The organism is Micromonospora sp. NPDC048868 (genome assembly GCF_043198195.1).
Classification (GTDB): Bacteria; Actinomycetota; Actinomycetes; order Mycobacteriales; family Micromonosporaceae; genus Micromonospora; species Micromonospora reichwaldensis.
This window is the reverse complement of the sequence record NZ_JBICUN010000013.1, coordinates 175,336-195,190: the sequence shown is the minus strand read 5'-3', so window position 1 is coordinate 195,190 and position 19,855 is coordinate 175,336. Positions and strand designations below refer to the sequence as shown.

Annotated in this window: 17 protein-coding genes; 15 read left to right on the top strand and 2 right to left on the bottom strand. The window is 75.6% G+C overall.

Annotated elements, in window-relative coordinates; genetic code table 11:
* Positions 1 to 138 precede the first annotated feature (138 nt).
* Positions 139 to 1,512 (bottom strand): hypothetical protein, encoded by a 1,374-nt coding sequence (locus tag ACGFNF_RS21100; protein ID WP_393170022.1) that lies wholly within the window; start codon positions 1,510 to 1,512, stop codon positions 139 to 141.
* Here ACGFNF_RS21100 and ACGFNF_RS21095 point away from each other — a divergent pair.
* On the top strand, positions 1,468 to 2,412 hold the full coding sequence (locus tag ACGFNF_RS21095; RefSeq protein WP_393170020.1) for a tetratricopeptide repeat protein: 945 nt from the start codon (positions 1,468 to 1,470) through the stop codon (positions 2,410 to 2,412). The two genes, ACGFNF_RS21100 and ACGFNF_RS21095, sit on opposite strands and share 45 nt — an antisense overlap.
* Positions 2,409 to 3,425, top strand: a complete 1,017-nt coding sequence (locus tag ACGFNF_RS21090; protein ID WP_393170005.1) for an HAD-IIA family hydrolase — start codon at positions 2,409 to 2,411, stop codon at positions 3,423 to 3,425. Before ACGFNF_RS21095 ends, ACGFNF_RS21090 begins: the two co-directional genes overlap by 4 nt.
* Positions 3,426 to 3,555: 130 nt before the next feature.
* On the opposite strand, the gene ACGFNF_RS21085 is transcribed toward ACGFNF_RS21090, so the two are convergent.
* Entirely contained in the window at positions 3,556 to 3,894 is a 339-nt protein-coding gene (locus tag ACGFNF_RS21085) for an SCP2 sterol-binding domain-containing protein (RefSeq protein ID WP_132234479.1), read from the bottom strand.
* Between the two features lie 113 nt (positions 3,895 to 4,007).
* Here ACGFNF_RS21085 and ACGFNF_RS21080 point away from each other — a divergent pair, with 113 nt between their 5' ends.
* From ACGFNF_RS21080 to ACGFNF_RS21020, 13 genes are all read left to right on the top strand, one after another.
* Positions 4,008 to 4,634: a phasin family protein gene (locus ACGFNF_RS21080; RefSeq protein WP_393170003.1), complete on the top strand. Its 627-nt coding sequence runs from the start codon at positions 4,008 to 4,010 to the stop codon at positions 4,632 to 4,634.
* Positions 4,635 to 4,662: 28 nt separating this feature from the next.
* Positions 4,663 to 4,971, top strand: a complete 309-nt coding sequence (locus ACGFNF_RS21075; protein ID WP_393170001.1) for a hypothetical protein — start codon at positions 4,663 to 4,665, stop codon at positions 4,969 to 4,971.
* A 21-nt stretch (positions 4,972 to 4,992) separates the two neighbouring features.
* Positions 4,993 to 5,853 carry a TlyA family RNA methyltransferase gene (locus tag ACGFNF_RS21070; protein WP_393169999.1) on the top strand — a complete coding sequence of 287 codons (861 nt, stop codon included), beginning with the start codon at positions 4,993 to 4,995 and terminating at the stop codon, positions 5,851 to 5,853.
* A gap of 40 nt (positions 5,854 to 5,893) precedes the next feature.
* Positions 5,894 to 6,811 (top strand): NAD kinase, encoded by a 918-nt coding sequence (locus ACGFNF_RS21065; protein WP_393169997.1) that lies wholly within the window; start codon positions 5,894 to 5,896, stop codon positions 6,809 to 6,811.
* Positions 6,812 to 6,912: 101 nt separating this feature from the next.
* A complete protein-coding gene (gene recN / locus ACGFNF_RS21060) occupies positions 6,913 to 8,670 on the top strand; it encodes a DNA repair protein RecN (protein WP_151455228.1) in 1,758 nt (585 codons plus the stop codon).
* A 119-nt stretch (positions 8,671 to 8,789) separates the two neighbouring features.
* On the top strand, positions 8,790 to 9,968 hold the full coding sequence (steA, locus tag ACGFNF_RS21055) for a putative cytokinetic ring protein SteA (protein ID WP_132234430.1): 1,179 nt from the start codon (positions 8,790 to 8,792) through the stop codon (positions 9,966 to 9,968).
* Between the two features lie 27 nt (positions 9,969 to 9,995).
* On the top strand, positions 9,996 to 10,937 hold the full coding sequence (locus tag ACGFNF_RS21050; protein WP_357580372.1) for a copper transporter: 942 nt from the start codon (positions 9,996 to 9,998) through the stop codon (positions 10,935 to 10,937).
* A gap of 61 nt (positions 10,938 to 10,998) precedes the next feature.
* Entirely contained in the window at positions 10,999 to 11,865 is an 867-nt protein-coding gene (locus ACGFNF_RS21045; protein WP_357580373.1) for a hypothetical protein, read from the top strand.
* A gap of 1 nt (position 11,866) precedes the next feature.
* The gene (gene murJ, locus ACGFNF_RS21040) at positions 11,867 to 13,567 is read left to right on the top strand and encodes a lipid II flippase MurJ (protein ID WP_357580374.1); all 1,701 of its coding nucleotides are present in this window, start codon (positions 11,867 to 11,869) and stop codon (positions 13,565 to 13,567) included.
* Positions 13,568 to 13,622: 55 nt separating this feature from the next.
* Positions 13,623 to 14,789, top strand: a complete 1,167-nt coding sequence (locus tag ACGFNF_RS21035) for a glycosyltransferase family 4 protein (protein ID WP_393169993.1) — start codon at positions 13,623 to 13,625, stop codon at positions 14,787 to 14,789.
* Complete coding sequence (locus ACGFNF_RS21030; RefSeq protein WP_393169991.1) at positions 14,789 to 17,176, top strand: hypothetical protein; 2,388 nt, start codon at positions 14,789 to 14,791, stop codon at positions 17,174 to 17,176. Before ACGFNF_RS21035 ends, ACGFNF_RS21030 begins: the two co-directional genes overlap by 1 nt.
* A 151-nt stretch (positions 17,177 to 17,327) precedes the next feature.
* Positions 17,328 to 19,079: a CTP synthase gene (locus ACGFNF_RS21025; protein WP_357580377.1), complete on the top strand. Its 1,752-nt coding sequence runs from the start codon at positions 17,328 to 17,330 to the stop codon at positions 19,077 to 19,079.
* Positions 19,080 to 19,188: 109 nt separating this feature from the next.
* Entirely contained in the window at positions 19,189 to 19,794 is a 606-nt protein-coding gene (locus ACGFNF_RS21020) for an NUDIX hydrolase (protein ID WP_311413955.1), read from the top strand.
* Positions 19,795 to 19,855: the final 61 nt, after the last annotated feature.

Genomic DNA, 19,855 nt, shown 5'->3' with positions numbered 1-19,855 from the left:
TTGTAAGTCCAGGGGGGGGGTTTGGTTTTATTTCTCCCCCGCCGAAAATTTTTCCCGGGGGGGGCCCCCCCCCGCGGGGCCGCCCCTCGACTGCGTAGCGTCGTAGGTGACGCAATGAGGAAGGATGTACCTGTGAGTTCAGGATCGCAGGGCGGAGATCGTCCCCGTCGCTACGAAGACCGTTCGGGTGGACGCGAGGGAGCGCCGCGCCGCGACGACCGGCCCCCGTACCGCGAGGAGCGGGGCGGCCAGCGCGGCGGACACGCCGGCGGCGACCGCCGTGACGGCGACTCCCGTGGTGGCGACCGCCGAGAGGGCGGCTTCCGGTCCGGTCCGCGTGACAGTGATTCCCGCGGTGGTGGCGCCCCTCGTCGGGACGCCGGCGACCGCCAGGGCGGCTTCCGCAGCGACCGTGAGGGTTTCCGGGGCGGCGACCGCCGCGAAGGTGGCTTCCGTCGAGACGGTGACGAGCGATCCGGCGGCTACCGTGGCGGCGACCGTCGTGAGGGCGGCGACCGTCCGGGTGGTTTCCGTGGCGGTGACCGCGAGGGTGGTTTCCGTGGTGGGGACCGTCGTGAGGGTGGTTTCCGTTCGGGGCCGCCGCGTGAGGGTGGCTTCCGTGGTGGCGACCGTCGTGAGGGTGGCGATCGTCCGGGTGGTTTCCGTGGTGGCGACCGCGAGGGTGGTTTCCGCGGCGGTGACCGCCGTGAGGGTGGCGATCGTCCGGGTGGTTTCCGTGGTGGGGACCGTCGTGAGGGTGATTTCCGTTCGGGGCCGCCGCGTGAGGGTGGCTTCCGTGGCGGCGACCGTCGTGAGGGTGGCGACCGTCCAGGTGGCTTCCGCGGTGGCGATCGTCAAGGTGGCTACCGTGGCGGCGACCGTCGTGAGGGTGGCGATCGTCCGGGTGGTTTCCGTGGCGGTGACCGCGAGGGTGGTTTCCGCGGTGGGGACCGTCGTGAGGGTGGCGATCGTCCGGGTGGTTTCCGTGGCGGCGACCGTGAGGGCGGGTTCCGCCGCGAGAGTGGCGACCGCCCGGGCGGTTTCCGTGGCGGAGATCGCGAGGGCGGTTTCCGCGGTGGCGACCGTCGTGAGGGTGGCGACCGTCCGGGTGGTTTCCGTGGCGGCGACCGCGAGGGCGGGTTCCGTCGTGAGGGTGGCGACCGTCCGGGTGGTTTCCGGGGCGGAGACCGCGAGGGTGGTTTCCGCGGTGGCGACCGGCGTGAGGGCGGCGACCGTCCAGGCGGCTACCGGGGCGGCGACCGCGAAGGTGGCTACCGGGGCGGAGAACGCGAAGGTGGCTACCGGGGCGGAGAACGCCAGGGGGACCGTCGTGAGGGCGGCTTCCGGGGCGGAGAGCGTCGCGACGAGCGGCGGGAGCGTCCCGAGGCGGAGGGGGAGCGTACGGCGGCCCCCGCGCTGCCCGACGAGATCGTCGCGACCGACCTCGACAAGGACGTCCGGGCCGAGCTGCTCTCGCTGGCGAAGCCGGTCGCCGAGACGGTCGCCCGGCACCTGGTGGCGACGGGTCAGCTGATCGACGAGGACCCGGCCGAGGCGCTGGCGCACGCGCTGGCGGCCCGTCGGCTGGCGTCCCGGATCGCGGCCGTCCGCGAGGCGGTCGGCCTGGCCGCGTACCACGCGGGGGAGTGGCAGACCGCGATCGCGGAGCTGCGCACGTACCACCGGATGAGCGGGTTGCAGAGCCACCTGGCCGTGCTCGCGGACTGCGAGCGGGCGCTGGGCCGGCCCGAGCGGGCGATCGACCTGTTCCGTGGCGCGGACCGGGAGAAGCTGGACCAGGCCGTGGCGACCGAGCTGCTGATCGTGGCGGCCGGGGCGCGCGGCGACCTGGGCCAGAAGGACGCCGCGGTGGCCATGCTCCAGGTCCCCGAGCTGACGAGCGAGACGGCCGAGCCGTGGACGGCCCGGCTGCGGTACGCGTACGCCGACGCGCTGCTCGCGGTCGGTCGTCGTGACGAGGCCCGCGAGTGGTTCTCCCGGGCTGCCGACGTCGACACCGAGGGCGAGACCGACGCCGCCGAGCGGCTGCTGGAACTCGACGGTGTGGTGATCGAGGGCGACGAGGAGGACGAGGAGTCCGCCGAGGCGATCGCCTCCGGTCCCGGCGCCCCGGGTGCGGTACCGGCCCGGCCGGACGCCGACCTCGCCAGCGACACGGAGTCGACCGACGCCGACGCCGACGAGGACGACGAGGACGACGACCAGGACGACCAGGACGAGCAGGACGAGGCCGCGGTCGCGGCGGTGCCGTCGGACGACCTGACCGACGACGAGCTGACCGACGACGAGGCGGACAACGTCGCGACCGGTACGCGCGGCGACGACAGCGGGGCCGCCACCGGCGGTGGCGAGCCCACCGCCTCCGGCGAGTCGGGCACCGCGCAGCGATGACGACGGGTGCTGGGGAACGGCTGGTCGACGGGTACGCCCTGGTCGTCTTCGACCTGGATGGCGTGATCTACCTGATCGACCGGCCGGTCCCCGGCGCGGTCGAGGCGGTCGGCCGGCTGCGCGCCGAGGGCCGCTCCGTGGCGTACGCGACCAACAACGCCTCGCGCCGCTCCAGCGAGGTGGCCGACCTACTCACCGGGATGGGCGTGCCCGTCCGGCCCGAGGAGGTGCTCACCTCGGCGGCAGCCGCCGCGGAGCTGCTTCGCGACCAGCTTCCCGCCGGCGCCGCGGTGCTGGTCGTCGGCACCGAGGCTCTGCGGGCCGAGCTGCGCGCGGTCGGGCTGACCCCGGTGTCCCGGGCCGACGAGTCGCCGGTCGCGGTGGTGCAGGGGTTCGGCCCGCAGGTCTGCTGGGCGGACCTGGCCGAGGCGTCGGTGGCCGTACGCGGCGGCGCGACCTGGGTCGCCACCAACACCGACCCGGCCCTGCCCAGCGATCGTGGACCACTGCCGGGCAACGGTGCCCTGGTCGCCGTGCTGCGTACCGCGCTGCGCCGGGATCCCGACGTGGTCGTCGGCAAGCCCGAGCCGGCCCTGTTCACCACGGCGGCCCGACGTGCCGGCGAGGGCCGGACGCTGCTGGTCGGCGACCGGCTGGACACCGACATCGAGGGCGCCCGGCGGGCCGGCCTGGACAGTCTGCTGGTGCTCACCGGCGTGAGCGACGCGGCCGAGCTGCTCGCCGCCCCGCCGCACCGCAGGCCGACGTACGTCTCGATGGACCTGGCGGGGCTCTTCGACCCGGCGGCCGTGGTGCGGGTCCCGGGCCCGGCGGACACCGGTGGTTGGTCGGTGGCCGCGCGGGACGACGTGCTGGAGCTGGCCGGGTCGGGCCGTGCGCTGGACGCCCTGGCGGCGCTCTGCGCGACCGCCTGGTCGACGCGGCCGGCGCGGATTCGTCCCGGCTCGGCTGAGGCGGAGAAGGCACTGGCCGAACTCGGCCTGTCCGCCTGACGGCCGCCGCCGACGAACTCCATCCCGCCGACGTCCGCTGACGCCGAACGCATCCGGCTGACGTCCGTCGACGAACTTCATCCCGCCGACGGCCGCCCGCGTTCCCGGGTCAGGCAGCGTGCGGGTCGACTCAGAGCAGCTTGCGCAGCTTCATCAGGTCGAGCGGGTTGGCCTTGATCGACACCCGCCGGGACGTGACCGCCCGGGTGATGTCGAGCTCGCCGCGGACCAGTGCGAGCAGGTCGTCGCTGCCGGTGCTCAGCGCGATCTTGGCCTTCGGGTCGTCGCCGTCGGCCAGGTCGACCAGGCGGCCGCCGGAGAGCCGGCCGTGGAAGGCGGTCTCCAGGTCGGTGATCCGGCAGGCCAGCGTCCGGTCGAAGTCGACCTTCTCCCGCACCGTCTCCGCGTTGCGGTCCAGCCGGGCCGCCAGATCCCGCAACGCCTGCCGGCATTCGTCCACGCTGGCCACCATCGCCCCCTCACCGCTCGCCACGCCGTCCCCGGCACCGTACCGCACAGGGCGTCGCGGGGTGCCCGGTAGCGTGGCACCTGCACACCCCCGCCCCGCGGAAGGAAACAGGCATGCAGGACGCGTGGCGCGCCTACCTCGAGCTGGCCATGGGCCTGACGGAGGCGCCCCGGAAGAAGGCCCAGGACGCGGTTCGTCGGGTCGTCGGCTCGGGCGGGGCGACCGCCGCCCAGCTGCAGACCCTCGCCGAGGAGCTGGTGTCCACGGGCGCGGCCAACCGGGAGTCGCTGACCAAGCTGGTGCGGTTCGAAGTGGACCGGGCCCTCGGCGCGGTGGGGCTCGCCACCGCCGACGAGGTCGCCGAGCTGACCCGCCGCGTGCACGAGCTCGAGCGCCAACTCCGAGACGCCAAGGCGACCCTCGGCGCCCCGCCGGTGCCGGCCGGCCCAGGGGCGCCGGTGCCCGCAGGCATCGGGGCGTCGGCGCACCCGGTGCCCGCCGGCGCCGGGCCGTCGCCCGCCCCGGGCGCGGCCGAACCGCCCGTACCGACCTCGGCGGCCCCCGCCCCGGTGGCGAGGCCGGCCGTCGCGAAGAAGGCACTGGCCAAGAAGGCCGTGGCGAAGAAGGCGGTGGCCAAGCGGACGCCGTCGGCCCTCGCCCCGACCGAGGGCGCCGCGGAGCCGGTCCGGCCGGCGAAGAAGGCACCGGCCCGCAAGCGGCCGCCGGAGGACGAGGCGTGACGCGCCCGGCCCCGGCCGGGAGCGGATCGTGAGCGGCCCCTTCCGGCCCGGCCCGCCGCCCGGCGCCCGCCCCGGCCCGCCGGGTGCCGGCCACGGCTCGGCGACCGGCCCGTTCCGGCCCGGTCCGCCGCCCACCGCCCGGCCGGGCCCGCGCCCCGCTCCGCCGTCGCTGCCGGAGTCCGCCGACGACCTCGGCGACGACCGGCATCCCGCCGTGGACGCCGCCGTACGGGCCATGGCCAACGCCGCGACGCTCGCCCCGGCCGACCAGATCGCGCAGTACGAGGCGGCGTACGAGACGCTGCGGGAGACCCTCGCCACCATCGACCAGACCTGACCGACCGGAGAAGAACCACGCATGGCACGTCGTAACCGGCTGGACGCCGAACTCGTCCGCCGCGGGCTGGCCCGGTCCCGGGAACAGGCCGCCGCGCTGGTGGAGGCCGGCCGGGTCCAGTTGCGCGGGGTGCAGGCACGCAAGCCCGCCGCGATGGTCGACCCCGCCGATCCGCTCCTGGTCACCGGCGAGGACCCCGGCTCGGAGTACGTCTCCCGGGGCGGGCACAAGCTGGCCGGAGCGCTGGCCGCCTTCGCCCCGGGCGGGCTGACGGTGGCCGGCCGGCGGTGCCTGGACGCGGGCGCCTCCACCGGCGGCTTCACCGACGTGCTGCTGCGCGCCGACGCGGCGGAGGTGGTCGCGGTCGACGTCGGCTACGGGCAGCTCGCCTGGCCGCTGCGCAACGATCCCCGGGTGCGGGTCTTCGAGCGCACCAACGTCCGTACGCTGACGCCGGAGGTCATCGACGGCCCGGTCGACCTCACGGTCGCCGACCTGTCGTTCATCTCCCTGCGGCTGGTGCTGCCGGCGCTGGCCGGCTGCACCCGGCCCGACGGTGACCTGGCGCTGATGGTGAAGCCGCAGTTCGAGGTCGGCAAGGAGCGGGTGGGCGCCGGCGGGGTGGTCCGGGACCCGTCGCTGCGCGCGGAGGCCGTGCTCGACGTGGCCGCCGCGGCGGCCCGGCTCGACCTCGGCCTGGCCGACGTGGCCGCGAGTCCGCTGCCCGGGCCGAGCGGCAACGTCGAGTTCTTCGTATGGTTACGCCGGGACGCACCGCCGGCGGACCCGGAGCGGGTGCGCGCGGTGGTGACCGCCGGGCCGGGTGGCCCGGTGCCGTCCGGCGACCAGCCGGACGCGGCGACGGAGGAGGTGGCCGGGTGAGTGGACTGGCGAGCCCCGCGGTCGCGGGCGTGCCGCGCGGATGCCGCGTGGGCACGACGGGACGGCCGTCCCGGTGAGCCGCACGGCACTGCTGGTGACGCACACCGGTCGCCGGCGCAGCACCGAGCACGCCCGCGCCGTCGCCGCCGACCTGATCTCGGCCGGCTTCGAGGTGCGGGTCGTGGCCGAGGAGGCCGACGACCTCGACCTGCCCGGAGTGGTCCCGGTGACCGGCCTCGAGGCGGCCGAGGGCGCGGAGATCGTCTTCGCGCTCGGCGGGGACGGCACCTTTCTGCGCGCGGCGGAGCTGGCCCGCCCGGAGAAGGTGCCGCTGATCGGCATCAACCTCGGCAAGGTGGGCTTCCTCGCCGAGGCTGAGATCGACGACCTGGACAGCGCGGTACGCGACGTGGTCGAGCGCAACTACACCGTCGATGAGCGGCTCACCCTCGACGTGACCGCCGAGTTCGACGGCGGCCCGACCATCGAGTCCTGGGCGCTCAACGAGATCAGCGTCGAGAAGGGCGAGCGCGCCCAGATGCTGGAGCTGATGGTCGACGTGGACGGCCGCCCGCTGTCGCGGTACGGCTGCGACGGCGTGGTCTGCGCGACCCCCACCGGCTCGACGGCGTACGCGTTCTCCGGCGGCGGGCCGGTGGTCTGGCCGGAGGTGGAGGCCCTGCTGCTGGTGCCGATCAGCGCGCACGCGCTGTTCAGTCGGCCGCTGGTCACCGCGCCCACCTCCACGTTCGTCATCACCGTCGACCCGTTCACCACCCTCGCCGTGATGTCCTGCGACGGCCGACGGGTCTACGACCTGCCGCCCGGTGCGCGGGTCACCGTGCGGCGCGGCGCGCTGCCGGTGCGCGTCGTGCGGCTGCGGGACCGCCCGTTCACCGACCGGCTGGTGGCGAAGTTCGACCTGCCCGTGCACGGCTGGCGCGGCAACCGACGCTGACCCGGGGGCCGGCCGCCCCGGTGGGGTGTCGGCGGGCGGACGCACCGGTGTGCGCACGCCGGCTGGTCAAGTGTCGGGGGCCGCGTCTACTGTCGGTTGCTGTGCTGGAAGAGCTGCGCATCACCGGACTGGGCGTCATCGAGGACACCACGCTGCCGCTGACCGGCGGCATGAACGTCATCACCGGCGAGACCGGAGCGGGCAAGACCATGGTGGTCACCGGCCTCGGCCTGCTCTTCGGCGGGCGGGCCGACGCCGGGCGGGTGCGCGCCCAGCCGGGCCGGGCGGTGGTCGAGGGCCGGTTGCGGCTCGCGGGCCGCGTCGCCGCCACCGTGCACGCGCGGATCACCGACGCGGGCGGCGAGCCCGACGAGGACGGCTCGGTGCTGCTGAGCCGCACCGTCACCGTGGAGGGCCGCTCCCGGGCGCACCTGGGCGGGCGGAGCATGCCGGTGTCGATGCTCGGCGAGGTGGGCGAGCAGGCGGTGGCGGTGCACGGCCAGTCCGACCAGCTGCGGCTGCTGCGGCCGGCCGAGCAGCGGGCCGCGCTGGACCGCTTCGCCGGCCCGGAGCACGAGAAACTGCTCGACGCGCTGCGCGAGGCGTACGCCCGCTGGCGCGCGGTGGTCGACGACCTGTCCGACCGGCGGCGCAACGCCCGCGAGCGCAACCAGGAGGCGGACCTGCTGCGGCTCGGCCTCGACGAGATCACCCGGGTGGACCCGCAGCCCGGCGAGGACGACGAGCTGAAGGCGGAGGCGCAGCGGCTGGAGCACGCCGAGGGGCTGCGCACCGCGGCGCAGGTGGCCCACCAGTGCGTCGCCGGCGGCGTGGAGGCGACCGACGAGACGCCGGACGCGGCGGCGTTGCTCGGCACCGCCCGCCGCACCCTGGAGGCGCAGGCCGGCACGGACCCGGCGCTGGGTGAGCTGGCGGGGCGGCTGGAGGAGGCGGCGACCCTCGTCACGGACGTCTCCGCCGAGCTGTCGGCCTACCTCGCCGCGCTGGACGCCGACCCGGCCCGGTTGCAGACCGTCTACGAGCGGCGGGCGGCGCTGCGCGCGCTCACCCGCAAGTACGCCGACGACGTCGACGGGGTGATCGCCTGGGCCGAGCGTGCCCGCACCCGGCTGGCCGACCTGGACACCTCCGACGACCTCCTGGACGAGCTGGACCGGGAGGCCTCCCGGCTGGCCGGCGAGGTGGCCGACCTGGCCGGCCGGGTGTCGACGTCGCGGCAGGAGGCGGCGACCCGCTTCGCCGAGCAGGTCACCGTCGAGCTGGCCGGGCTGGCCATGCCGCACGCCCGGATCGAGGTGGCGGTGCTGCCCCGCGCGGCCGGCCGCGCCGAGCCGACCCTGCCGGTCAACGGCACCGAGGTCGGCGTCGGCCCGGACGGCGGCGACGAGGTCGAGCTGCGCCTGCTGGCTCACCCGGGCGCGCCCTCGCTGCCGTTGCAGCGCGGCGCCTCCGGCGGTGAGCTGTCCCGGGTGATGCTCGCCATCGAGGTGGTCTTCGCCGGCTCGGGCGGGCCGCCCACGCTGGTCTTCGACGAGGTCGACGCCGGGGTCGGCGGCCAGGCCGCGGTCGAGATCGGCCGGCGGCTGGCCCGGCTGGCCCGCAGCCACCAGGTGCTGGTCGTCACCCACCTGCCGCAGGTGGCCGCGTTCGCCGACCGGCACCTGGTGGTGGCGAAGGACACGGGCGGGGCGGTCACCACGAGCGGGGTCCGGGTGGTGGAGGACACCGAGCGCGCCCGGGAGCTGGCCCGGATGCTCGCGGGTTTGCCCGACTCGGACCTGGGTATCGCGCACGCCGAGGAGCTTCTCGCCGTGGCGGCCCGGGAAAGGCGCCCGTGAGGTCGGCGATTGTGAGCACAGGCACACCGGCCTGCGCGTTAGTGTGCTTCCCTGGGTAGGCGGCCCTGCTCAGGCATGTCGCGACAGAATTGCCTGCCTCACATGCCAGGATGGTCACGATGCGTCTACCCACGTTGCGCCGGACCCGGAACGCGGAACCGGGCAGGATCCTCGGCACCGCACGCCTCGACCGCCGGACAAAACGCCTGGTCGGCCGGCTCCGCCCCGGTGACATCGCGGTCATCGACCACGTCGATCTCGACCGGGTCGCCGCCGACTCGCTCGTCGCCGTCGGTGTCGGCGCCGTGCTCAACGCGAAGCCGTCGGTCTCCGGCCGCTACCCCAACCTGGGGCCCGAGGTGCTGGTCGCCGCCGGCATCCCGCTCCTGGACGACCTGGGGGAGGGGGTCTTCGAGCGGATCCGCGAGGGCGACACCGTCCGGATCGAGGGCAACACCGTCTTCCTCGGCGACGAGCCGGTGGCGCACGGCAGCCTCCAGGACGCCGAGTCGGTGGCCAAGTCGATGGCCGACGCCCGGGAGGGGCTGTCGGTCCAGTTGGAGGCGTTCGCCGCCAACACGATGGACTACCTCCGCCAGGAGCGCGACCTGCTCCTCGACGGGGTCGGCGTGCCGGAGATCCAGACCGAGATGCAGGGGCGGCACTGCCTGATCGTGGTGCGCGGCTACGACTACAAGGCCGACCTGGACGTGCTGCGTCCCTACATCCGCGAGTTCAAGCCGGTCCTGATCGGCGTCGACGGCGGCGCGGACGCGCTGGTGGAGGCCGGCTACACGCCGGACATGATCATCGGCGACATGGACTCGGTCACCGACGACGTGCTGCGCTGCGGCGCCGAGGTGATCGTGCACGCCTACCCGGACGGCCGGGCGCCCGGCCTGGCCCGGGTCAACGGCCTCGGCGTGCCGGCGGTGACCTTCCCGGCGGCGGCGACCAGCGAGGACCTGGCCATGCTGCTGGCCGACGAGAAGGGCGCCTCGCTGCTGGTCGCGGTCGGCACCCACGCCACGCTCGTCGAGTTCCTCGACAAGGGGCGCGGCGGGATGGCCTCCACGTTCCTGACCCGGCTCAAGGTCGGCGGCAAGCTGGTCGACGCCAAGGGGGTGAGCCGGCTCTACCGGCAGAGCATCTCCGGGTCGTCGCTGCTGCTGCTGGTGCTCTCCGCGATCGCGGCGATGGCGTCGGCGGTGGCGGTCTCCACCGTCGGCAAGGCGTACTTGGGCGTGGTCTCCGAGTGGTGGAACAATTTCGTGTTCCAGCTCGAACAGCTTTTCTAGCGTCCCACCGATCAAGAGGCTGCAGGTGTGATCAATTTCCGGTACCACGTGGTGTCCCTGACCGCGGTCTTCCTCGCGTTGGCGATCGGTCTGGTGGTCGGCACCGCCGCCCTCAACGGCCCGGTTGCCGACTCGCTCAAGGAGAACGTCAACGCGCTGCGCAAGGACAACCAGCAGATGCGCCAGGCGGTCCAGAGCATGGAGAAGGAGCTGGAACTCGAGGAGGACTTCGCGGCCCAGATCGCGGAGGTCGTCCTGCCGGGCACGCTGACCGGCAAGCGGGTGCTGGTCGTCGGCCTGCCCACCGGGCGCGACCACACCGAGGGTGTGGTCAAGATGCTCCAGCTCGCCGGCGCCCAGGTGACCGGTCGCATCGACCTGCAGGACAAGTTCATCAACCCGGACAACAACAACAACCTGCTGGAGCTGGCGGTCACCGCCGCGCGTCCCACCGGCGCGCCGACCGCCGACCTGCCGAGCAACAGCAACGGTGTCGAGACGTCCAGCGCGCTGCTGGCCAGCGTCCTGATCGACCGGGCGGCCGGCGCCACCCCCGTCACCGAGGCCGACCGGCGGGCGGTGCTCGCCGCCTACGTCAACGCCAACTACCTGACCACCGAGAAGCCGGTCACCGCGCCGGCGGAGGCCGTCGTCCTGGTCAGCGGGCAGCCGTACGTGGACAAGGACTCGGCGAAGAAGGACGAGTCGGTGCTGAAGGTCGCCGAGCAGTTCGACCAGGCCGGGATCCTCGTCGTGGGCGGCAACGGCTCGGCCGGTGGAAACCTGGTGGCCGCCGTGCGCAGCGACCCCGTGCTGGTGCAGACCATCTCCACCGTTGACAACGCCAACACCGTCCAGGGCCAGCTGGTCACCGCCCTCGCGCTGGTGCAACAGGTCACCGAGAAGAAGGCCGGACAGTACGGTGTCGGCGACAACGCGTCGTCCCTGCTGCCTAGACTGCCCCAGTGAGCGAACGACGTACCCCGCTGTCCGGATCCCGCCTCGCCGACGTACGGCGGGAGGGACGCGCGTGAGCCTGCTCGGTCGACTGCTGATCGCCGGCGCGGGCGCCGCCGCCGCCCGCTACGCCCTGCGCGAGGTGCGCACCTCCCCGGCCGGTCCCGCACTGGAGCGGACCAACTTCCGCGGCCGCACGGTGAGCCTGGCCGCCGGCCCCGCCCTCGCCGCAGGTGCCGCCGCGACGGGCGCGTTCGGCGCCTCCAGCGGCCCATCGGGAGCCGCGGCCCTGGTCGCCGGGGTGGGCGCCGGGGCGGTCGGGCTCTACGACGACGTGGTGGGCACCCGGCCGGAGCAGAAGGCGGCCAAGGGGTTCGCCGGGCACCTGGCCGCGCTGCGCGAGGGCCGGGTCACCGCCGGGCTGGTCAAGGTCGTCGGGGTGGGGGCCGCGGGCCTCGGCGCCGCCGCGCTGCTCGCCGCCGACCCCCGGGTCGCCGGGCACCGGCGTCGCCAGCGGCAGGGCGCGCTGGGCCGGGGCGTCGACGTGCTGCTCGGCGCCGGTGTCATCGCCGGCACCGCGAACCTGCTCAACCTGCTGGACCTGCGTCCCGGCCGGGCGCTGAAGTCCGGCCTCCTGCTCGGCGCCCCGCTGGCCGGTGGTCCGCACGGCGGGATCGCCGCCGGGGCCGTCGGCGCCGCCGCCGGGCTGCTTCCCGCCGACCTCGGCGAGGACGTGATGCTCGGCGACAGCGGCGCGAACGCGCTCGGCGCGCTGCTCGGCGTGGCGCTGGCCGCGCGTACCGGGCCCGTCGGGCGGGCCGGGCTGCTCGCCGTGCTCGCCGGCCTCACCGCGGCCAGCGAGAAGGTCAGCTTCACCCAGGTCATCCAGCGCACCCCCGGGCTGCGCGAGCTCGACGCACTGGGCCGGCGCGCCGACTGACGTGACGACCCCGGCACCCCTCGCCGGCGCCGGCCGTGTCGCCGGAGCGGCCGCGCTCATCGCCGTACTCACCGTCCTCAGCCGGCTCGCCGGCTTCGGCCGTACCGCCGTCTTCACCTGGGTCGTGCAGAAGAGCGACCTCGGCGGCATGTACGTCATCGCCAACACCGCACCGAACATCATCTTCGAGATCGTGGCCGGTGGCGCGTTGGCGAGCCTGGTCGTACCGCTGCTGGCCGGGCCGGTCGCGGCCGGTGACCGGCGCGCGGTGTCCGCCACCACCGGGGCCCTGCTCACCTGGACGGTCACCCTGCTGGTGCCGCTGGCCGTCCTGGTCGCGGTGGCGGCCAACCCGATCGTGTCGCTGCTCAGCGAGGGGCGCTCCGAGGCCGAGTTGGCGGCCGGGGCGCGGATGCTGCGGGTCTTCGCCCCGCAGCTGCCGCTCTACGGCGTCGGCATCGTGCTCACCGGGGTGCTCCAAGCGCACCGCCGCTTCGCCTGGCCGGTGATCGCGCCGCTGCTGTCCAGCCTCACCGTGATCGTGGTGTACCTCGCCTTCGCCGGAACCGAGGGACGAAGCGTCGGCGTGGCGCAGGTGAGCGGTGGAGGCGAGCTGCTCCTGTCGGCCGGCACCACGCTGGGCGTCGTGGTGCTGTCGCTGTCCCTGCTGATCCCGCTGCGCCGGTTGCGCCTGCGGCCACGCCCCGGGTACGCGTTCCCGCCCGACGCCCGGGCGCGGGTGGGCGCGCTGGCGATGGCCGGGGCGGTCACCGTCACCGCGCAGCAGCTCGCGCTGCTGGTGCTGCTCAACCGCGTCTCCGGCGGCCCGACCGGTTCGCCGCAGGTGTTCAACCTGGCCCAGACCATGTACCTGCTGCCCTGGGCGGTGCTGGCGGTCCCCCTCGCGGTGGCGGCGTACCCGACGCTGGCGACCGCCGCCGCGGCGGGGCGGGACGAGGAGTACCAGCGCACGCTCTCCTCGACCGTGCGTGGGGTGCTGCTGTTCAGCTGCCTCGGCGCGGCGGCACTGGTCGGCACGGCCGCGCCGGTCGCCGCGTTCTTCTACCCGGGCGACCCGGGTTCCACCGCCGCGGCCATCGTCGGCTTCGCCCCCGGGCTGCTCGGCTACGGCCTCTTCGCGGTGCTCTCCCGCGCCCTCTACGCACGTGGCGACACCCGCCCGGCGACCTTCGCGATCACCGCCGGCTGGCTGGCCGTGCCGGTGGTGGCGGTGCCGCTGGCGGTCCTCCTGCCGGTGACGGACCGGGTGCTCGCGGTCGCCCTGGCCAACTCGGCCGGGATGGTGCTGCTCGGCGGGCTGCTGCTCGTCGCGGTGTGGCGCTCGGCAGGGCGTCCCGCGCTCGCCGGAGCGGGCCGGGCAGGCGCCGCCGGACTGCTCGCCGGCGCCCTGGCCGCGCTCGCCGGAACGGCCCTCGCCCGCTGGCTCGACGCGGCCGCCGGCGGCACCCCGACGACACCGGGCGCACTCGTGCAGGGCATGCTGTCCGGAGCCCTGGTCGGCGTCGTGTTCCTCGCCGTCGTCTGGCTGGTCGACCGGCGGGACGTGTCGCCGCTGCTCGCCGGGGTGCTCCGGCGGCTGGGCAGGGCGGGCCGGCGTGGGCCGGCGGCCCCCGCCGATGGGACGGGCGAGGGCGACATCCCCCCGGAACGGGGTGGCGGGAAGGAGACGGTGTCCCGGTGAGCGGGTGCAGGACGGGTGACCGGCCGACGACTACCGACGAACGGGGGTGGTCGCGGTGACGCAGCCGGCACCGTTTCCCGGCTGGCGCGGCACGGTGGCCCTGCTGCTCGCCTCCAGCACCGGCGGCGTCGGGCAGCACGTCCGCTCGCTGGCCGAAGGGCTGACCGCCGCGGGCGCCTCCGTGCTGGTCTGCGGCCCCGCTGCGACGCAGGAGCAGTTCGACTTCACGGGCGTCGGCGCCCGGTTCCTGCCGGTGGAGATCCCGGCCAGCCCGACCCCGGCCGACGCCCGCGCGGTCACCGCGCTGCGCCGGGCCCTCGCCGCCGAACCGGTCGACGTGCTGCACGCCCACGGCCTGCGCGCCGGGCTCGTCGCCGTGCTCGCCCGGCCCGCCGCCCCGCTCGTGGTCACCTGGCACAACGCGGTGCTCGCCGGCGGCCTGCGCGGAGGCGTGTCGCGCCTCGTCGAGCGGGTCGTCGCCCGGGGCGCCCGGGTGGCGCTCGGCGCCTCCACCGACCTGGTCGAGCGGGCCACCGCGCTGGGCGCGGCGGACGCCCGGCTCGCCCCGGTCGCCGCGCCGGCACTGCCCGTGCCGCGCCGCCGCCGGGCCGCCGTCCGCGCCGAGTTCGGCGTCGGCCAGGACCGGCCGCTGATCCTCTCCGTGGGCCGGCTGCACCCGCAGAAGCGGTACGACGTGCTGATCGACGCCGCCGCCCGGTGGCGTACCCGGACACCGGCGCCGGTCGTGGTGATCGCCGGCAGTGGCCCCGCCTACCTGCCGCTGGCCGCCCGGATCTCCGCCGCCCGGGCCCCGGTGACCCTGCTCGGGCACCGCACCGACGTGGCCGACCTGCTGGCCGGGGCCGACCTGGCGCTGGTGACCAGCGACTGGGAGGCCCGTCAGCTCTTCGCGCAGGAGGCGATGCGGGCCGGCGTACCACTGGTGGCGACGGCGGTCGGCGGCCTGCCGGAGCTGGTCGGCGACGCCGCGGTGCTGGTGCCGCCGGCGGACGTGGACGCCGTCGACGCGGCCGTGCGCGCCCTGCTCGACGACGAGGCCGGGCGGGCCGAGCTGGGGCGGCGCGGCGCCGCCCGGGCCGCCTCCTGGCCCACCGAGGCGGACACCCTGGCCCAGCTGGCGGCGCTCTACGCCGAGCTGGCCCCGCACGGCGCCGGACCGGCCGCCCCCGGCGCCGACGCCCCGTCGACGGGACGCCGGTGATGCGGCGCAGAATCGCCCCGATCCTGCTGACCCTGGTCGTGGTGGCGCTGGGCATCACCGCGCTGACCGCACGCCCCGATCGGGCGGCGTCGCCCGGACGCACCGCCGACTTCGTGGTGCTGGTCGGGGTCGCCGGGCTGCGCTGGGAGGACGTCGACCCGCAGACCACGCCGACGTTGTGGCGGATGGCCCAGGAGGGCTCGATCGGCTCCCTGTCGGTCCGTTCCGCGCACCGCCCGACCTGCCCGGTGGACGGTTGGCTGACCCTCGGCGCCGGCAGCTACGCCGCCTGGAACGGCAGCCGGCAGGCCGAGGGCTGTCCACCGGCCCAGGTGACGGTCGAGCAGCCCGACGGCATCGGCGCGAACCTGCCCGACCAGGAGAGCGTCGTCCTGCACAACCAGGAGCGGCTGCCCTGGGGCACGGTGCCCGGCGCGCTGGCGGAGTCGGTGCGCTGCTCGGTGGCGGTCGGGCCCGGCGCGGCCGTGGCCGCCGCCCGACCGTTCGGCCGTGTCGACCGGTACGCGCCGGCGCTCCCGGCGGACCCGGCGGCCCTGCTCGGCTCCTGCGTGCTGAGCATCGTCGACCTCGGCACGGTCACCGGCGAGGACCCGGCGGCCCGGGCCGCGGTCGCGAGGGAGGCGGACGCCCGCCTGGCCCGGGTGCTGGCCGCCCGGCCGCCCCGCTCGCTGGTGCTCGTCGCCGGGGTCTCCGACACCGACGCCCCGTCCCGGCTGCACGTCGCCGTCGCCGACGGGCCGGGCTGGGAAGGCGGGTGGCTCACCTCGGCCAGCACCGGCCGTGAGGGCTACCTGCAACTGGTCGACCTCGCGCCGACCGCGCTCACCGCGCTGGGCCGGCCGTTGCCCGAACGGCTCTTCCTCGGCCGACCCGCCGAGTCGGTCGGTGGACGGCCGGCGGACCTCGCCGCCGCGATCGCCGCGCCGGCGGACGCCGACCGGGAGGCGGCCGCCCAGCGCCGGGTGGCCGACTGGTTCTTCACGCTGCTGGCCGGCGCCCAGGTGCTGCTGGCCGTGGCGGTGCTGCCGCTGCTGCGCCGGGCCCGCCGGCACGCCGGCCCGTACGGCCCGGAGCCGGTCTCGCGGCGGGTGGTGGCGGTCGTGGAGCTGCTGCTGGTCGCGGCGGCCCTCGCCGTCCCGGCTGCGCTGCTGGCCGACGCCGTGCCCTGGTGGCGCGGGGACCACGCGGGCGTCTACTTCGCCGGGGTGACCGTGCTGCTGCTGGTCGCCGGGACCGCCGTGGTGCGGTTCGCGCCCGGGCACGCGAGCACGCTCGGTCCGCTCGGTGCGGTGGCCGGCCTGACCACGCTGGCCGTGGGGCTGGACGTGCTCACCGGCGCCCGCCTCCAGCTCAACGGGGTGGTCGGCTACTCCGCGCTGGAGGGCGGTCGGTACGCCGGGCTGGGCACCGTCGGGCTCGGGGTGTTCCTGGCCGGGTCCCTGCTGAGCGCGGGATGGCTGGCCCAGCGGGTGCGCCGGTCCTGGCGGCCGCCCGTGATGGTGGCCGTCGGCGGCGCCGCCGTGCTGGTCGTCGGCAGCCCGTACCTGGGGGCCGACCCGATCGGCGCGATCGCGCTGACCGCCGGGCTGAGCGTCGCCGCGGCGATCAGCGCCGGCGGCTGGCTGACGATCAGCAGGCTCGCCTGGGCCACCATGGCCGGGCTCGCGCTGACGATCGGCTTCGCGGTGCTCGACCTGCGCCGGCCCGCCGCCGAGCGGGGCAGCCTCGGCCGGTTCCTGGCCGCCGTCGGTGACGGCACCGGCGGGCTCACCGTGCACCGCTCCAGCACGGCCAACTTCGAGACCCTGGTCAACAGCCCGCTGACGGTGCTGGCCCTGGTCGGCGCCCTGCTGGTCTGGTTCGCCCTGCTCCAGCCGTGGGGCGGGCTGATGCGGCTCTTCGGCATCTACCCGGCGATGCGGGCGGCGATGGCCGGCACCGCCGTCGCCGCGGTGATCGGCGGGGTGCTGGGCGGCGACGCCCTGGACGTGGCCGGCGCGGCCGCCGCCCTGGTGGTGCCGATGGCGGCGCTGGCCGCGCTGCGGGTGCTCGACCACTCCACCGACCGCACGCTGCCCGACGCGGGCCGCCCGCGCGACGAGGGGCCCGGCGGTACGGGCGACGGCTCGGGCGGGGACAGCGGCGGGGGACCGGACGACGCCGGCCCGGACCGGCCGGCACCGACCGGCGCGGGGCCGGGCGCCGCCCGTACCCCCGATCCGGGTGCGGGACCGGCCACGGCGGCGGCGCCCCCGGCTCCGCGCGCCCCGGGCCCGGCGACCGGGGCGGCCGGGCCGACGGCCGGAACCGGCGCGGGGGAGCGCGCGCCGGCCGGCCTGGCATCGACCGAGGTCACCGCCGGCTGAGGCGCGGGCGGGACGTCCCGCAGCCCGCTCCGGGTGCGCCCGGCGGGTGGGCCGGGAGAGGTGTTACCGTGGAATCCCGTGGATCGCGTGATCACTTGGCTGATCGGCACGGCGGTCTGCACGACCGCGACGGACGACACGGGAGCAGGCCTTGGCCCCTTCAGCACGGACGACCAGGCACATTTTCGTCACCGGGGGAGTCGCCTCCTCGCTGGGTAAGGGCCTCACCGCCTCCAGCCTCGGCAACCTGCTCACCGCGCGCGGCCTGCGCGTGGTCATGCAGAAGCTCGACCCCTACCTCAACGTCGACCCGGGGACGATGAACCCGTTCCAGCACGGCGAGGTCTTCGTCACCGAGGACGGCGCCGAGACCGACCTCGACGTCGGGCACTACGAGCGGTTCCTGGACCGGGCGCTCTCCGGCAAGGCGAACGTCACCACCGGCCAGATCTACTCGGAGGTGATCGCCAAGGAGCGGCGCGGCGAGTACCTGGGCGACACCGTCCAGGTCATCCCGCACATCACCAACGAGATCAAGTCGCGGATCCTGGCGATGGCCGATCCGGACGACGACGGCCAGGTGCCGGACGTGGTGATCACCGAGGTCGGCGGCACCGTCGGCGACATCGAGTCGCTGCCGTTCCTGGAGTCGATCCGCCAGGTCCGCCACGACCTGGGCCGGGACAACTGCTTCTACCTGCACGTCTCGCTGGTGCCGTACCTGGCGCCGTCGGGCGAGCTGAAGACGAAGCCGACCCAGCACTCGGTGGCCCAGCTGCGCAGCATCGGCATCCAGCCCGACGCGCTGGTGCTGCGCTGCGACCGGGAGATCCCCGACAAGGTCAAGCAGAAGCTGTCGCTCTACTGCGACGTCGACCGCGAGGCCGTCACCGCCGCCCCGGACGCGCCGAGCATCTACGACATCCCGAAGGTGCTGCACCGCGAGGGCCTCGACGCGTACGTGGTGCGCCGGCTCGGCCTCTCCTTCCGCGACGTCGACTGGGCCAGCTGGGACGACCTGCTGGACCGGGTGCACCAGCCCCGGCACACCGTCACCGTCGCCGTGGTCGGCAAGTACGTCGACCTGCCCGACGCGTACCTGTCGGTAAGCGAGGCGATCCGGGCCGCCGGCTTCGGCCACCGGTCCCGGGTGCAGCTGCGCTGGGTGCCCAGCGACGAGTGCGTCACCCCGTCCGGCGCGGCGGCCGCCCTGGCCGGCGTCGACGGCATCGTCATCCCCGGCGGCTTCGGGGTGCGCGGCATCGAGGGCAAGATCGGCACCGCCCGGTACGCCCGGGAGAACGGCATCCCGCTGCTCGGCCTCTGCCTCGGCCTGCAGTGCATGACCATCGACGTGGCCCGGCACCTGGCCGGCCTGGAGGGTGCCAACTCGCTGGAGTTCGACGAGGAGGCCGCGCACCCGGTCATCGCCACCATGGCCGACCAGGAGGACATCGTGGCCGGCAGGGGCGACCTGGGCGGCACCATGCGGCTGGGCGCGTACCCGGCGGCGCTCGCCGAGGGCTCGCTGGTCGCCGAGGCGTACGGCAGCACCGAGGTCAGCGAGCGGCACCGGCACCGGTACGAGGTGAACAACGCCTACCGCGACGCGCTGACCAGGGCGGGCCTGCACATCTCCGGCACCTCGCCCGACGGGCGGCTTGTCGAGTTCATCGAGCTGGACCGGGACCTGCACCCGTTCTTCGTGGCCACCCAGGCGCACCCGGAGCTGAAGAGCCGGCCGACCCGGCCGCACCCGCTGTTCGCCTCCTTCGTGAAGGCAGCGGTGGCCTACTCGGAGGCCGACCAGCTCCCCGTCGACCTGGAGGCCGCCGAGAGCGCGGCGGCGAAGAACGCCGCCCGCAACGGCGGCGCCGCCGCGAAGGCGACGTCGGCCTCGTGAGCGAGCGTAGCGAGCGAACCACCGCGCACCGCAGCGCGGCGCCTCACGCCGCTGGCACGCGAAGCGGGGCGGCGGCGTGAGCGAGCGGGGCAGCGGGCACGACAGCGGCGTGAGCGCCGTCGAGCACCGCTACGAGGTGCGCTCGCGCACCGAGCGCTACCGGGGCCGGATCTTCGACGTGGTCAGCGAGGAGGTGACCATGCCGGGCGGCGGGACGGGCGTCCGCGACTTCGTCCGGCACGTCGGCGCGGTCGCCGTGGTGGCGCTCGACTCCGCCGGCCAGGTGGTGCTGATCCGCCAGTACCGGCACCCGGTGGGGCGGCACCTGTGGGAGCTGCCGGCCGGGCTGACCGACGTCTCCGGCGAGGACCTGGCCGCCGCCGCGGTCCGGGAACTGGCCGAGGAGGTCGACCTCACCGCCGGGCGCATCGACGTCCTGGTGGACCTGCACAGCTCGCCGGGCTTCACCAACGAGCTGGTCCGGGTCTTCCTGGCCCGGGACCTGGCCGACGTGCCGGCGGAGCAGCGGCACGAGCGTCGCGAGGAGGAGGCCGACCTCCAGGTCGTCCGCATCGACCTGGACGAGGCGGTCCGCATGGTCCTCGCGGGCGAGATCACCAACGCCTCCTGCGTGACCGGGCTGCTCGCCGCCGCCCGGGCCCGCGACACCGGTTGGTCGGCGCTGCGCCGGGCCGACGCGCCCCTGCCGGGCTGAGTCGGGAAGAACGTGAAGGGGCCGTGCGGTACGTCCGCACGGCCCCTTTCGTCGTTCCGGG